At 45.3% G+C, this 15,110-nt stretch carries 11 protein-coding genes; 5 read left to right on the top strand and 6 right to left on the bottom strand.

All coding sequences use genetic code 11. The features are described 5' to 3' along the window. Positions 1 to 145: 145 nt before the first annotated feature. The 3 genes from QUA01_RS21505 to QUA01_RS21495 all read right to left on the bottom strand — a co-directional run bounded on the left by QUA01_RS21505 (position 146) and on the right by QUA01_RS21495 (position 5,338). A complete protein-coding gene (locus QUA01_RS21505) occupies positions 146 to 1,036 on the bottom strand; it encodes a glycosyltransferase (RefSeq protein ID WP_333092656.1) in 891 nt (296 codons plus the stop codon). Between the two features lie 15 nt (positions 1,037 to 1,051). Then, the gene (locus QUA01_RS21500) at positions 1,052 to 3,337 is read right to left on the bottom strand and encodes a hypothetical protein (protein ID WP_333092657.1); all 2,286 of its coding nucleotides are present in this window, start codon (positions 3,335 to 3,337) and stop codon (positions 1,052 to 1,054) included. 186 nt (positions 3,338 to 3,523) lie between these two features. After that, the gene (locus QUA01_RS21495) at positions 3,524 to 5,338 is read right to left on the bottom strand and encodes a M23 family metallopeptidase (RefSeq protein WP_333092658.1); all 1,815 of its coding nucleotides are present in this window, start codon (positions 5,336 to 5,338) and stop codon (positions 3,524 to 3,526) included. A 190-nt stretch (positions 5,339 to 5,528) separates the two neighbouring features. On the opposite strand from QUA01_RS21495, the gene QUA01_RS21490 reads away from it, so the two are divergent. The 3 genes from QUA01_RS21490 to QUA01_RS21480 all read left to right on the top strand — a co-directional run bounded on the left by QUA01_RS21490 (position 5,529) and on the right by QUA01_RS21480 (position 8,217). After that, positions 5,529 to 5,729: a hypothetical protein gene (locus QUA01_RS21490; RefSeq protein WP_333092659.1), complete on the top strand. Its 201-nt coding sequence runs from the start codon at positions 5,529 to 5,531 to the stop codon at positions 5,727 to 5,729. 386 nt (positions 5,730 to 6,115) lie between these two features. Continuing rightward, complete coding sequence (pgeF, locus tag QUA01_RS21485; RefSeq protein WP_333092666.1) at positions 6,116 to 6,997, top strand: peptidoglycan editing factor PgeF; 882 nt, start codon at positions 6,116 to 6,118, stop codon at positions 6,995 to 6,997. Positions 6,998 to 7,605: 608 nt separating this feature from the next. After that, positions 7,606 to 8,217: a CPP1-like family protein gene (locus tag QUA01_RS21480; protein ID WP_333092660.1), complete on the top strand. Its 612-nt coding sequence runs from the start codon at positions 7,606 to 7,608 to the stop codon at positions 8,215 to 8,217. 146 nt (positions 8,218 to 8,363) lie between these two features. Here QUA01_RS21480 and QUA01_RS21475 read toward each other — a convergent pair whose 3' ends face one another. Beyond that, positions 8,364 to 9,047 (bottom strand): HAD family hydrolase, encoded by a 684-nt coding sequence (locus QUA01_RS21475; protein WP_333092661.1) that lies wholly within the window; start codon positions 9,045 to 9,047, stop codon positions 8,364 to 8,366. A 1,086-nt stretch (positions 9,048 to 10,133) separates the two neighbouring features. On the opposite strand from QUA01_RS21475, the gene QUA01_RS21470 reads away from it, so the two are divergent. Together QUA01_RS21470 and QUA01_RS21465 are read left to right on the top strand one after the other, a co-directional pair. Next, positions 10,134 to 12,278: a diguanylate cyclase gene (locus tag QUA01_RS21470; RefSeq protein WP_333092662.1), complete on the top strand. Its 2,145-nt coding sequence runs from the start codon at positions 10,134 to 10,136 to the stop codon at positions 12,276 to 12,278. Beyond that, the gene (locus tag QUA01_RS21465; protein ID WP_333092663.1) at positions 12,259 to 12,792 is read left to right on the top strand and encodes a GNAT family N-acetyltransferase; all 534 of its coding nucleotides are present in this window, start codon (positions 12,259 to 12,261) and stop codon (positions 12,790 to 12,792) included. Before QUA01_RS21470 ends, QUA01_RS21465 begins: the two co-directional genes overlap by 20 nt. Positions 12,793 to 12,812: 20 nt before the next feature. On the opposite strand, the gene hppD is transcribed toward QUA01_RS21465, so the two are convergent. Both hppD and QUA01_RS21455 read right to left on the bottom strand, forming a co-directional pair. After that, on the bottom strand, positions 12,813 to 13,874 hold the full coding sequence (hppD, locus tag QUA01_RS21460; protein ID WP_333092664.1) for a 4-hydroxyphenylpyruvate dioxygenase: 1,062 nt from the start codon (positions 13,872 to 13,874) through the stop codon (positions 12,813 to 12,815). A gap of 406 nt (positions 13,875 to 14,280) precedes the next feature. Then, on the bottom strand, positions 14,281 to 14,988 hold the full coding sequence (locus QUA01_RS21455; protein WP_194066755.1) for an SDR family oxidoreductase: 708 nt from the start codon (positions 14,986 to 14,988) through the stop codon (positions 14,281 to 14,283). Positions 14,989 to 15,110: the final 122 nt, after the last annotated feature.

Raw genomic sequence — 15,110 nt, 5'->3', positions numbered from 1 at the left:
GCCTCCGCGGACTAAAGAATAAACTTGTAGGGTTCGACAGCGAACTATTCCATCAATAATCGACCACTCAAAGCTGACGCATTTACTAAAACTAACCTCTCTCTCTCTGCGCTCTCTGCGCTCTCTGCGGTTCAAAAATCCAAATCTATTCCTCAACAACATTGTTTTTCTCCCAAAACAAACCCGCCGCAATTCCCACCTGAGAAACTAAAAACAAACCTGCAATTAATAGTTTCTGAAACCCCGCAGCGCGGCCAAACGGATAAGTTAGCAAATTCAAATAAAACGACGGATGTTGCAATTTCCCCTTAGCCCCGCTGTTCGAGATAATTTTCCCAAACAAAAAAGCACCTCTACCGTAATTGAACTGCTGCCGCCAAAATTTGCCCAGAGTTAAGGCGTGAAAGTGATAAACTGTAACTTCAGGACGGTAGACCGCGCAGCCTCCGGCATTGAGCCAGCGAAAGCAAAATTCCCGGTCTTCTCCCGCCGCTAGCGAAAAAGTCGTGTCAAACCCGCCGATTTTTTGGAAAGCCTCAGCGGGAAGGGCAAAATTGTTAGAAGTGAAAAATTGCGCGCGATCGCCAATAGCATTGTAATAACTGTAAAGATAGTCGATCAATTGCTGGCTGGCCGTAGAATAGATGTTATCCTGCAGCGCGTTGACAGTCCGACCTCCAATCAAACAATCTGGTGTTTCCATAAATCGCCGTTCCAAATTTCGCAGCCAATCTACCGCCACAGTACAGTCATCGTCAGTAAACACTAAAAATTTGCCCTCGGCTGCAAAAGCCCCAGTATTTCGCGCCGTAGCCGGGCCAGAATTTGGTTGTGTCAAAAGTCTGAGATTTAGCTGATTTTGAAAAGGAGAAATTGTACTTTCTACAGATATTTCCGTGCTGTCGTTAACGACAATGACTTGAAACCCATCGCGCGGATATTCTAGTTCAACAAAAGACTGAAGACACTGCGCTAATTTCTCAGGTCGATTGTACGTTGGAACAATAATTGAAAATAGAGTTTTAGCTTGGTTCATGATAACTAATAACTTTTAATTCTTCAAGCGATATAACACCGACTCAGTATTAAAATCTTTGCCGAAAACTGGTTGTAGCGGGCCATCGGGACTTGTCAGCCAAGATAAACCTTGTTTGATGTATTCGTCTGTCTCAGTCATGGGCCCGAATCCTACAATGCTAATTTTATTTTTTCGGAGGTTGTCAATCCATGCCGGAAGTCTATCGGCTCTAAAGGGTATGTATAAAACTTTTCTGTCTAAATTTCTCCCGTAAAACAGGTAGCTGCGGGAACTCAGAAAGAAGCCGATTCTTTCATCCGGTACTGTATTTTGATCGATATACTCGTAAATGCCTCGATACAGTTGGGTTCTAGCAATATCTCGCTTTTCCCTCGCCACCCAACTAACACTTACCATCAATGCTATACACAGAAAAATTATCATGATATAAATCGATTTTTTTAAGTTTACCAATTTATTTTTTAACTCGGTTAAACTTGAACTTTGCTCAAACAAAATCCAACCTAACAGCATGAAGCCAATATAAGCTAACAGGTATATTGCTAAATCTAGCACGTAGGGAGCTAATATTTTCATCACCACATTGAGGGCTTCCACAGGCTCGGATTTAAACCGATCAATCAACCCGCTTCCCCAAACAAGACTGTTGTCGGTAAAAGAAGCATTTTTAATTAAGTCAAAAATTATGTTGCTAATAATGCCGGAAATACTGCCAATTAAAACAACTGCTACGACAAGTTGATTCGGAGTTTTTAATTTGCTAGCTGTAGCTGCTGCTGCTATAGCTAGCAAGCTTAGGAAGGAAAATCCGTATCTGAGATTGAAACCGAGTATGGGGCTGAGTTGACCGATCGACTCTCCAGCACTACCGGAGGTGTAAGGTGTAATTAGATACAGAATTCCGGTGCTGGCAAGAAGTACAATTAAAATGATATTATTTTGATTGATTGTTCTGGTTTTAGTTTGCAACAAAGCCAGAGGTGCTGCTAAGACTTGAAGTGCGATCGCCAGAAAGGGCAGTTGCAATCTAATAATGATTTGTAAGCCGAAAGTTTGCCAGTGGGAAATATTGCTGGGATTAAATTGAGCTGCTAAAGTGCTTTGCCAAATCTTTAGAAGTGGCGAAGCGGGCGGCTGCTTTACCGAAGGTATTGGTGCAGGTATGGGAGACTGTAAGCGAACAGGCTCTAAGGGAATTTTAATATCGCCGACTTCGCCGACAGGGTAATTGATTTGCAGCAAGTTTCTCGCATACCAAAAACATCCTAAAAGCAAGCAACAAGCTACACCGCACAGCAAGACTGGTTTGAGAAAGTGGCGAATTCTAAAATTAGCTGGTGTGGAATCTTGATTAAGGGCGAATCTTGTAATTTCTAATATTGCTAATCCTCCTAAGAGTGAGGCTGCATAAACTAGGCCAGTAATTTTTATTCCGGCTAGCATTCCTACAGATGCAAAAAATAGGGATAGTTCCCAGACGGATCGGCTTTTATGATAGGATAAACCTAGATACAAACCTACTGTAAATATGGCAGCTAGCGGTAGGTCTGGGTGAATGGTGTTAATTTGGTTGAGCACCATCGGTACTGTCAATACTAATGTTGATGCTGCCATAGCGTGAATTCTGGTTGCTCCAAATTTTACGCTTAATAGATAGACGGCTATTCCTTCCAGCACCCAGGCTATTAGCAGGGGAAAAGCTGCGAGAAAGTCCGATCGGAAGGGGATCACGCACAAGGCAGATAAAACGTGCCAGTTGTAGGGATATACTCGGGCTTGCTCCTGTTCAAAAATCCAGTTTCCGGTGGCATCTAATAGTGTAAAGGAATGGGTTTGATACCATCGGGCGATCGCGGGCAGGTGAAACCACAATGAGTCATAATTGGTTGTGGGTTTGGTTGCTAGGGTGTAACACAGTACAATTCCTGCAAAAGCGACTGTCAAAATAATTAGAATTTCGGAGCTGTTGAGGGGTTGTTTGAGTTTGGGGATCTGCCAATGCGATAAGGTAAAAGCTCTGTTTTTTTTTGTATAGATCGGGATTGTGCCGATCGCGCAAATCAAAATTTCTGCTATAATTACTTGAGCGAGATTTAGGCGATCGACACTTCCTAAAATCAAGCCGATACAAACTTGTATGATGCTCCATCCCGTCAGAATTACGAGCAGAAAATGGGGAAACGAACAGTTATTGTTTGCTTTCTGATTCTCGAAAGCAAGAAACAAGCTTAAGGGAATTGGCCCGAATACAATTATTAGAAATAAAATTAATTCCCACAAATGCTGCGTTATTAGCATAAGCTACTATTTACCAATTTTTATGGGTTTTTCCTAGCTACCAGGTTCTTAATGGTAACGAGAAATCTATCAGGTTCGTGGTTTTTGTGATGGTAATCGATTGAGAGCCTTCTTGGTAGAGGACTCGCATTCCTCATTACAAACTTGTCTGGTTTGTAGTGAGGAATGCGAGTCATTATCAAAAGCCTATCTACTTGCTTGCTTCTGAGTTTTGGGTTTGAGAGCTTCCTGATCTTTGGGTGCTGAAGTGTCAGCTTTTAACAATTCTGGGAATGGCGGCTGGAGGTTGTGAACTTCGATATCCATTCCCAGCGGCAGAGGTGGAAGCATGGGCAGATCGCTTTCTAAATCCTTGAGTCCCCTAGCGCTTAGTGTTTCCACGATTTTCGGCATTAGGGGTACTTTGGCGGTTTCTAAACTGCCCATCATTTTGGCTACGGCGAATTCTAGCTGAGCGCCCGGATCGATCGCCACCCAACCCCGATCGGTCATTTGCCGGATCTCGAAGTGAAGGTGAGGCCCTGTAGACATTCCTGTACTACCGACGCGGCCGATAGTTTCTCCCTGTTTCACAAACTCTCCGGGTTTGACAAACAGTTCCGAAAGGTGGCCGTAGAGAGTTTCCTGAGACTGTTTGTTGTGGTCGAGAACCACCGTCAAACCGTAGCCGCCCAACCAATCGGCGATCGCCACTTGACCCGCATAGGCCGCCAGTACGGGCGTTCCCATCGGAGCTCCCAAGTCTGTTCCGGTGTGAAACCTGCCGTAACCCATAACCGGATGAGTCCGCCACCCGAAGGGCGATGTAATGTCGGCAGCAATAGATAGGGGAAACAACAGGCTGGTGTTGCCGTTTCCGGGCATTCCTAAAGGACGCGGCGTGAGATTGTAGTAAGCAAAACCTGTATTGCTGCCGCTGCTGACACTCACTGCACCGACTTGCACCGGCCCTAGTCCCATGCTGGGTTCGGGAGGGCCGCCGTAGGATGCAGGGTTGACCGAATATCCAGAGTTAGCCGAATATCCAGAGTTAGCCGAATATCCAGAGTTAGCCGAATATCCAGAGTTAGCCGAATATCCAGAGTTAGGCGAGTAGCCCTTGGGCCCATAAGCAGATTCTCCGCTGCTTCCTTGTCCCCAAAGCTTGTTGCTTACTTGTTGAATGGCTCGATCGACTTTATTGGCAGAATAACCCCGATCGTTATCGCCCGCATTTCCCCGAACATTGCTCGGAACATTGCTCGGAACGTTCTCCGCCAGGTTTTGTGGCAGATTTCGAGGCGGGGGTGCAATATACGAGTTACCGGCGATCGGGCTGTGGGGGCTGTCGTTGGGTTCTTGTGCGATCGGGGTTTGGGGGCTGTAGCTGGGAGGGGCTGCTTCTGCAGTGACCGGCTCGTCCACAGCAGCAGGCCCGCACGAACCGCCACCGGAACCTTCGCAACCGCTCGATCGTTCTGCAAACTCGATTCTGGTCGGCGGTTCGTAGCCGCCCTCAGCGCCAGCGTTGTAGTCTGTATAGTCTGCTTCAGCGTGGACTGGGTTAACTGGCGCTTCAAAAGGAGGCTCTTGGGCTGTGGCTTCTGGCAGGGGAATCAGCGCAGGCTCCGGCAGATAATAGGCCGGAGGTGCTTCGGTGACGTAATCTGACTCCCTAGGCGGTTCGGCATAGACAGGCTCGGGAGCCGGATCTTCTGCCTGCGGTGGGTAGTACGGTTCTGGCTCTACTTGGCTGACTTCCGGTTCCGGGGGGGCCAGAGGCGCTTCAAATAGTGGCTGGAGTTCTGCTGCGCCGGGGACTGCTTGTTCTGCTGGCGGTGTTTCGGTCTGGGCCCACACTAGGCCTTTGCTGAGCAGTCCCAGACTGGCGATGCAGCCCAGTCCTACCAGCAGCGAGCGATCGGACAAAAGGCGCGATCGAGTCCGAGCGCCTTTCGGGTTATTTTTGTGATGTTTGGTGTTCAAATGGGCTGCTATTTGCTTGTCTGGAACTGGTTTCACGATTTTTTTTCCCAACTCAACAGGGGACGCAAGGATATCTAAGTCAGTCGATTTTAGATTTTAGATTTTAGATTTACTTGCAACTTTGTGAATCAAAGGAGCCCGAACTAAAGTCTAAAGTTTTGGGCTGCTGGCGACAGGAGTCTTCAAGCAAGTATCTGTTTTTTTTGGCGGGGCCTGGATCGACTGTATGGCAATCCCAATATTTAATACAGACTTAACTGATTTTACCGGGCTTGAGGCAATTTTTGGGCGTGTCGAACCAGCTCGAATGCTGTGGCGTCGATTCGCGATCGATGCCCTGATTTTTTGGCCGACGATCGCACTGGCTGGCAGAGTCTGTGAAGGCCACATTGATAATAGCGCTTTGACGTTCGTCTGTGTTAGTTAGTTCGCTCTATTTTTCGGGTCGTGCCAAATTTCGCCAGCCTCCACCGCCTCGGTCGATTTTAGATTTTAGATTCTTCGACTTCGCGAGCGAACAAGTTTTAGATTTTAGATTTACTTGCAGACGAGTGAATCTCAGTCGCCGGAACTAAAGTTTAAAGTTTTGGGCTGCTGGCGACAGGAGTCTTCAAGCAAGTATCTGTTGTGTTAATTATTTGCCTCTATTTTTCGGGTTATGCCAAATTTCGCCAGCGTCCACCGCCGCTGGGCGGCTTCTTTCATCCCGATTTTTTTGATGAAAGCCGATCGCGCATTTAAACCTCAGCCGCCAAAATTGTTGATTGCTTAGAATAGAATGCAAATTGATTCGTTTGGGGATGGATGGCTTTAATGACTGTAGCTGGCGATCGCTTGACAAATTTTCCTGACTCCTCACCGGCAACTGGATCCCCTTCGGCGATCGGTTGGGAGTGGCAAAACTCCCAAGGTTTGCCTTATCTGACTTGTAGCTTGCTCTCTCGATGGTCTCACGGCTTTTTTACTCGCGATTTCTCGCCCCAAGGCCCGATCGAACTGACGGAAATTCTCGAACCAGGAGCCAAGGTTTACCGCCTTCAGCAGGTACACGGCAATGCGGTACTCAAAACCGGTCAGTTGTCCCCGGTTGTGCCTCCGGTTTCGGAAAGCGCGGCTCAAAGCTATGTTGAGGCTGATGGGTTGGTGGCCGAACTAGAGGGTGAGGCGCTGTGGGTTTGCTCGGCTGACTGCGTGCCGGTGCTGATTGCTGACGATCGCACTGGACTGGTTGCGGCAGTTCACGCTGGTTGGCGCGGCACTGCTGCTAAGATATTACCAGAGGCAATCGATCGACTTGTGGCCGTCGGCAGTCAACTAGAAAATCTCAAGATTGCTATGGGGCCGGCGATCTCTGGAGAGGTTTACCAGGTATCTGTGGAAGTTGCCGCGTCTCTCTTAGCCGCGATTAATCCCCAGAGTGCTGTTAGTGCCACAGCAGAGGGCATTCTAGAGTTTTTGCACCAAATGCCCGAATCTCCTGTACTACCAGATCCAGAACCTGGAAAAGTACGCTTGGATGTTCGCCTCTGCAATGCTCTGCAATTGCAGAAATTGGGAATCGATCTTTCTCAAGTGGCGATCGCTCCTTTCTGTACCTATTCTGACTCGGCTCGCTTTTTTTCCTACCGCCGCGATCGACTAAAAAAAATCCAGTGGTCGGGAATTGTCAGCGCCTGCGGGACAAATCCCCGTTGAAAGCCTTCGGCAACAGGTAAAATTATTGTAGACGGCTAAGCTAAGGTAAAAACAAAAATCTTTAGGTTCATAATTTTTTATTTCCTGTTGCCCAATGCCTTCTACCTTCCTAATGTTTGCTGGTTTCTGTCTCAAAGCACTAAAAACTACCAGTAAAACTTTGGGGAAAGCGGCGCGGCTTTCATCTCTTGTTAAAATTGCACTATTTTTAACGAGAGCCTTCAGCGGGTTATTAAATTTAATGACCGAGCACTGGTGGATAAAAAATGCTTAGCGACCGCAAGGTTAACCATCATTGGTGTCAACAACCAAGTCAAATGCAGTACAGGTATACTATCTGACGATTAAAACCTAGAACCTCCCCTGGCCGCCCGACTATTTGGGAGGACAAAAAGCGCTCTTGCATCAACCCTACTCCCATTCTTAATGGAGATTAGCACGGGATCGAGACTCAGCTATAAACGAGAGAAACAAAGGTTTTTAAACTTAAATTGACGCCAATGGTTTAGGATATCATCCTACACTTTCAAACCACGGCGGTTAACACCGCCCGCTCGCATCCCTCTCAGGTCTAAAGACGCTGAGTTTTCCGCATACCAACAAGTTTTATGAGTGAGCCAACTCCCTATCAACTGCTTGAAGTCGATGAAGATGCTTCCTTTGATGAAGTGCAAGAGGCCCGCACCCGTCAAGCCGAGCAGCACAGTGGCGACAAGAAACGTTTGGAATCGATCGAAGCTGCTTATGACGCGATTCTCATGGATCGCTTGCGACAGCGACAGGAAGGTAAAATTAAAGTGCCCGAAGGCATCCGCTTTCCCGATCGGCTGACTCCCCCACCCGCAAGCTTTACTCCGTCTACTCCGTCGGGGAGTCCTGCTTGGTTGCAGCGGCTAATCGATACTCCTAGTCGATCGGACATTTTGTGGCCGGCTGGGGTTTATGTGGCGTTGGGCGGACTGAGTATTTATCCGGCGGCTAATGATTCTTTGCTACAGTTGACTCTGGCTCTTGGAGTCGGCTCTTGTCTTTATTTTCTTAATCGCAAGGAACAAAAATTTGGTCGGGCCGTGCTGCTGACTGTGGCGGGCTTGGTTTTAGGCTTGGTGCTGGGAGGTGTTTTCGGCCCTTTGCTCAGTACAGCATTTGTCTCAACAGAGAAACTGATTGCTTTGTTTACGTTTTTAACTCTGTGGCTCGTCAGCAGTTTTTTGCGATAGTCAGTAGTTAGTGGTTATTTGTAATTAGTTATTTGTGATTTGTTGGTTCCTAGTTCTTCAGTGTTATTTGTTGATTCTTAATAACAACTAACAACAATTAAGAGCCAGTAACCAATAACCAATAACCAATAACTAATAACCAATAACTAATGACTCCCTAAAACCATCTCAACTGCTTCGCTCAAATTATTAGCAATAAAATCTGGTTGGTGCATTTCTAATTGGGTGCGATCGCGAATTCCGCACAAAACACCAATTACCTTGACACCGTGCGTTTTTGCTGCTACAATATCCGCCTCGGTATCCCCCACCATCCAAAAATCAGAAGCCGGTGGCAGTTCGGCCAGAGCTCTAGCCATCAGCAGGGGCTTATCCTTCACATCCCCGGTTTTGACGTAATCGTTGGGGAGACAATAGCGGCGGTTTTCTGGGAAAAACTGCGCCAAATTGCAGCGGGTGAAGGCTTCGTCTAGTTCCCTGACGCGGCGCATGGTCATCACCGTTAAGTCTACTCCAGCGCGCTGCAACTTCTCTAAGGTTTCTACTGCACCCCGAGCGGGTCGATCGTACATCAGAAAAGGGAGAGTGTGGACAGTTTGACGGCGTTTCAGGGCAAAACCGACAGCTTGATCTGCGTCTAATCCTGAGAGGAGGGCGATTTCGGTTTCAGGAACCCGCGCCCGTTTCATGTCCCAAAACTCGGCTAAGGTGAGTTCGCGCACTGCTTGACCCTCACGCTGAGTCTCGGCCAGACACTGCTGGTAAACTCGGTAATAGCGATCGGACACGTCCATAATCGGGCCGTCAAAGTCAGTAATAAGTCTCAGCATTTAGCAGAATATTTTCCAGTTTTTATACAAATTGTTCAATATTATATCACTTCAAGGTAACAGGTTATTTGCCAAACTTGACACCAATACCTAGGGGAGGTAAATTGTAGAACAATGGCGCTAATTAAAGGCAACAGTTGAATTGAATTGTATCAATCCTCAACTCTAAGAGTTGTTAGTAATATCGGGAAGTCTACAATTGAAAACTGCACTATAAATAATGCAAATCGCTTGTTTAATTAATCATTATAGCCCTTAACCGCTTAATTCAGACCGAGCTTAAATGCTTGTTCAACACATTTGCTATAACTTATATTCGGCTAGCTTTGTCAAAAAAAAATGTTATAAATGACAATTAAATAACTGTTAATCGTCTGCTGTCAAAAGTTAAAACTCGCATATAAATAGCTCTGGAGTTATATCGTTTCCGGTTGGATCGGAATGATTTAACCGGCGCTAGAACACAGAGTACACAGAGTCCGAGAATATATATCTGAATCATTCCGATGCTACCGGATTTGATATTAGATCCTGTCCGTTCAATTCACAACAATAAGATTTGGTTCGTAGTGCGGATTTTAGTCCGCAGCCCAAGAGCGGACTAAAATCCGCACTACGAAACGTTTTTGGTATGGTAATGGATCGCGCATAATATTACGTATCCAGCGCGTATTTATCGATCGTTGCGAGGAAAAGCAAAGTAAATCTTGGACGCATGGATAGTGAGAAACCGGGTTTTTTACAAAAATATTTCATTCCGGCCCCCAGTAAGGTTAAAAAACCCGGTTTATTTGGCTGTAATACGTCCAGCACTAAAAGCTTTCACAAACCTCAGACATCTCCAATAATGCTTGTACAAGGGAGCATCTCAGTTTTGCATTTATAGTGCGAGCTGTCGCGAACTCGCGACAGCTCGCACTATAATAAAAAAAATGCTTTTTGTAAAACTGAGATGATACCCTTGTGCAATCAGCTAAGAGCCTGCTTGCTTACAAACTGTGAGAACAGAAATCTCTCGATCTATCCTAACAGTTCCATCAGCAAAAAAAACGTAAAAATAATTTTTCCTACTCACCTTTGACCTGAATGTTAGACAATAACGAAATCCTGCCACCATTGAATTTACAGATATGCCCCAAAAGTATTAACAATCTTCTAGACAAACTGTTATCTTTGCGTCGCATAGAATTCCTCGCAGTCGATAGAGAACTGAAAATTCAAGAAACATCCTTAAACGTGCAAGACTTTGCCGAGATTCCCAATCAAATCGAAAAAGGCAAAGATGTGCGCGACTGTTTTCCCGAACTGATCGGAATTGAAGAACTGCTTGACGATATTCTAGAACAACGACAGTCAAGTTTCCATTTAAAATCAGTTACCAGAATTTTAAAAGATGGAACTTATTTCTATCTCGATCTATATATTTTTTGTCATAAGGAGCAGCTTAAACCTGAGAGATTAATTATTTTTTGCGAAGACGTAACAGACAGTGCCTCTCTTCAGCAAACTATGGTTCAAGCAGTCAACGAAAACAGTATTAAAGTCGATTATTTGGCTACTGCTCGTGATTATATTGATAAAATTCTTAACTCACTTAACGATATTTTATTGGTAACAACGGGAGCGGGAAAAATTAAAAAAATCAATAAAGCTACCGAAATATTATTTGGATATACCGAATCAGAATTAATCGGTAAACAAATCTCAATGATTACCCCTGATGGGGAATTATTGCGTCAAATTAGCCAGCTACCTCCTGAACTGAAAACAGAATCTTGGCATCAAATAAAAGTAACTTGTACAACTAAAAATAGTTCAAAGCTGACAGTTGCTTTTTCCTGCTCTACTATCGATACAAGCATAGACAGCAAGCACTATGACAACAAAAGCATACAAGATTTTGTCTGTGTGGGTAGGGATATCACTGAGGAACAGCGGATCAAAAAACGTCAAGCAGCACAGTATGCAGTAGCTCGTATTATGTCAGAATCGGGTTCTTTAGAGAGCGCCACTCCGAAATTTTTGCAAGCTATTTGTGAAAGTTTGGGATGGGATGTTGGCGAGCTTTGGACGCCTGTGGATGAAAAAGAGAGTAAATTTGATGCGGAAAATAGTCGCGACAAAATACCTTTTTTGTTGGCTGCACCAGATAATGTTATTGAAAATATTCCTTTTTTGGTGCGAGTGGGAGTTTGGCGCAGGGGGACTGAAGTTGGGGAGTTTGTGGAAAATTGCCAGCAGATTAATCTAGAGCCTGGTGCGGGTTTACCGGGAATAGTTTGGAACACTGGTTTTCCGCAATGGATTACGGATATTCTCAAAGATCGCAATTTTGTGCGATCGCACTTAGCAGCCAAAGCAGGATTGCAATCGGCTTTTGGTTTCCCGATTCGCGCCAGCGGTCAAGTGGTAGGGGTAATGACTTTTTTCTGCCAGGAAAAACAGCCTCTCGATGAAGATTTGCTTGAGATGATGGCTGCTGTCGGTTCTCAATTAGGGCAGTTTGTCAAGCGCAAATATGCAGAGAAAGAACTGCAAGAAGCCGAAGCTTCAATTCGATTTTTGTACGAGCAAGAAAAACGGCAAAGCGAAGAATTAGCCCAGCAAAACTTAGCTTTAGAACAGGCGAAATTAGAGTTAGAAGCTGCTAACCAAACATTGCAAGAACTCGCATCTCTCGACGGTTTGACTCAGATTGCTAACCGTCGCAGTTTTGACAAAGCATTAAAATCGGAGTGGCAGCGGATGGCTAGAGAGAAAGCGCCCCTGTCTTTGATTTTGCTGGATATCGATTTTTTCAAACTTTACAACGATCGCTACGGGCATCAAGGAGGCGATGAATGTTTAAAAAAAGTAGCTAAAATTTTAGAGAAAAATGCTAGGCGGGGAGGCGATTTATCAGCCCGTTACGGTGGCGAGGAATTTACGGTAATTTTGTCGCGGACTGAGGTTAAGGGAGCTATGCGGGTAGCTGAATTAATTCGCAGCGATTTGAATGCTGCGGCAATTCTTCATGCTGATTCCAAGGTAAGTAAGTTTGTGACTCTCAGTATCGGAGTCACTAATGTTGTGCCTGCTGTCGGTTTATCCATTGAGGGGTTAATTGGAGAAGCCGATCGCGCGCTGTATCGAGCTAAACTAGAAGGGCGCGATCGCATAGTTTGCTTAGAATACAATCAAGAATTTCAGGGCCCGAAAGGAGTATTTTCTGATGATCGTGAGAGAAGCTAAAATTGCTGACGCACCTGCAATTGCCCGAGTTAATCTAGACACTTGGCGGACAGCTTACCGAAAATTTTTACCAGCAGATTACCTCGCGCAACTGTCATATCAAAAACGAGAAAACAACTGGCAAGAAATCCTGTCAAACGTCAAAAATACTGGGGATTTTGTCTGCGTTGCTGAGAATGACTCCGAGCAAATTGTGGGTTTTGCTGCCGGCGGTTGCGAGCGTACTGGCAAATATGCTTATCAAGGAGAATTATTTGCTATCTATATTTTGGAGGAATATCAGCGTCAGGGAATCGGACAGCAACTCGTGCGAGCAGTTGTCACAAAATTGACTGAATCAAGCTTGAATTCGATGCTGGTTTGGGTACTGGGAGACAATTCAGCCTGCAAATTTTATGAGTTTTTAGGAGGTGAAAAAGTGGACGAACACCCAACAAATAAAGCAGGAGTTGCAGTCAAAGAAACTGCCTACGGGTGGAACGATCTCGCATTGCTGAAAGACAGGCTTGCTTGATCCCAAAATTGGGAGTTTTATCAATTATCGATTAAATTTCCCCTTTTCATTTGTTCCCGTTCAATTGCTTCAAATAAAGCTCGAAAATTGCCAGCCCCAAAACCTCCAGCTTGCACCTTTTTGCCGTTAATCAAAGAAACTCGGCGCTCAATAATCTCGAAAAAGAAAGTCGGTTCGGCAAAAATTGGCTGAGTAAAGATTTGCAGCAGCATTGCGGCGGGAGTATTTTCTTGCCAATCTGCCAAAACTTGAGAAGCTGCAATTGCTTGCCAATCTGCGGGCAAATAGTTTTGCCGCTCTTGCAATTGGGAGTAATAGGTTGCAGGAACGGGTAGAAAAGGCAAACCGCGCGATCGCAAATCGGTAACAACCCCTACAATATCAGCAGTTTGTAAAGCCATGTGCTGAATTCCTGACCCCCGATTTGCAGTCAAAAACTCTTGAATTTGAGAATTAGTCGATGCCGGTTCGTTAATCGGGAATTGCGCCCCACCTTCAGCGTGCATCATAACTTGGCTTCGCAAGGCCGAATTTTCAGTCTTAATGTCAAAATTTTGCTGCGGCGTAAAACCTAATATTTTTTGATACCAACTAACAGCACTTGACAAATCGCCCGATTCAACATTTAAAACTACGTGGTCGATTAAGGTAAACAGCGACAGCTTACCAGAAGCCGGTAGCGCTAAATTTTCTTCTATTTGCTCAATCAGCGTGTGGCTTAAATCTCCCCAACCAGCGATTTTTGCCCGCTTAAAACAACCTGCTGCTGTTAGGTTCTTTTGAATCGGTTCCAGAATTTGAGCGCCTGCAGCAGCCGCTCTAGCTACTGCTAATTCGATATTTTTTACCCGAAAACCCACATCGGCAATTCCGGGAGGATGAAACTTCAACCAACTAGCGGCGGGACTAGCGAGTGTCAGCGGCGAAGATAAAACAAAACATACATTACCGCTGCTGACAGATTCAGTGCTAGTGTGGCTGTTGGAAGAACCTGCGATTGATTTAAAGCCTAAGTGGCTAACAAACCAGTCGCGGGATACTTTAGCATTTTCAACGTAAAACAGAATGCGATCGAATTCCATAATCAATAATTGAAAATGGAAACTGAGGAATGGAAAATCGGCTGATTTTCAGTGGAAAACTGCAAGATAGAGACAGAGTAAGGGATATTTTTCATGTTTTTCTCGTGCGCGCTACTAATAATAACCTCAAGGTTGAATATTATAACTCCCTCTCAAGGTATAAATACATCGGCACTAAAAAAAAATAGGTGTCGGGGAGAACTTGAGTTTGGTGGCGATGCCTTAGCCCAGTAGATTTGAGATTTTAGCTTTACTCCACAGATGAATCTGGAACATTGAAGTTTTGTCTAAAATGTTGGGATAATCTATGAATTAAGGCTGGGTTTGTACCTATTTTGGGGTCAATCGGTGCGATAAGAACATTATAAAAACTGAATCGGTGCGCCTCGGCGCACCCTACAAACTACTAGAAAAATAAATGACTTTCCGGCTGAATATTAATCTCCAGCGGCACAGCTTGCGGGTCAGACGAAAGAGCAAACATAATCGCATTTGCAGCGGTTTCGGTACTCAGCATTTTTGAGCGGTCTACCTTCAAACTCACATTATCCCAAAACGGAGAATCCACCCCGCCAAAATAGAATAGTGTAAATTTAATGCCGTAGCGGCGCAGCTCATCTGCCATGCACTTGCTAAAACCAACTACTCCAAACTTTGAAGCACAATAAGCAGTTCCCATCGCCATCGAATGCTTGCCCAAAATCCCGATGACATTGCAGATGTGACCGGATTTGCGCTCTTTCATCACATTCGCGGCGGCTTGAGATGTGTAAAAACTGCCTTTCAAGTTCAAGTCAAGCATCGCATCTAAATCAGCGGGTTCTAACTTGTTCCACTGCTTGAGAATTCCGGCACCGGCGGCGTTTATGAGGGCATCAATTTGTCCGAAATGTTCGACAGTTTTTTGCATCAGCGTCTCGACTTGCGACAAGTCGGTGATGTCTGTAGGTACGCACAGTACCTCTGTTGTTGAAAGTTCGCTTGCTAAAGCGTCTAATTTACTGCTGTCTCTGGCGGCGAGCACTAGCGTCGCACCCGCATCGGCGAGTTTGCGGGCGACGGCTGAACCGATGCCGCCAGTCGCACCCACCACAACCACAACTTTGTCCTGCATATCCCTTTACATTTCTTTACGTCCAGATTGTATGATAACTCAAGTTATTGGGAATTGGGAATTGGGAATTGGGAATTGGGAATTGGGAATTGGGAATTGGGAATTGGGAATTGGGAATTGGG

Origin of the sequence: Microcoleus sp. S36a_B3 (assembly GCF_036700745.1) — a bacterium.
Taxonomy (GTDB): Bacteria; Cyanobacteriota; Cyanobacteriia; order Cyanobacteriales; family Microcoleaceae; genus Microcoleus.
This window is presented reverse-complemented; position numbering and strand designations above follow the sequence as displayed.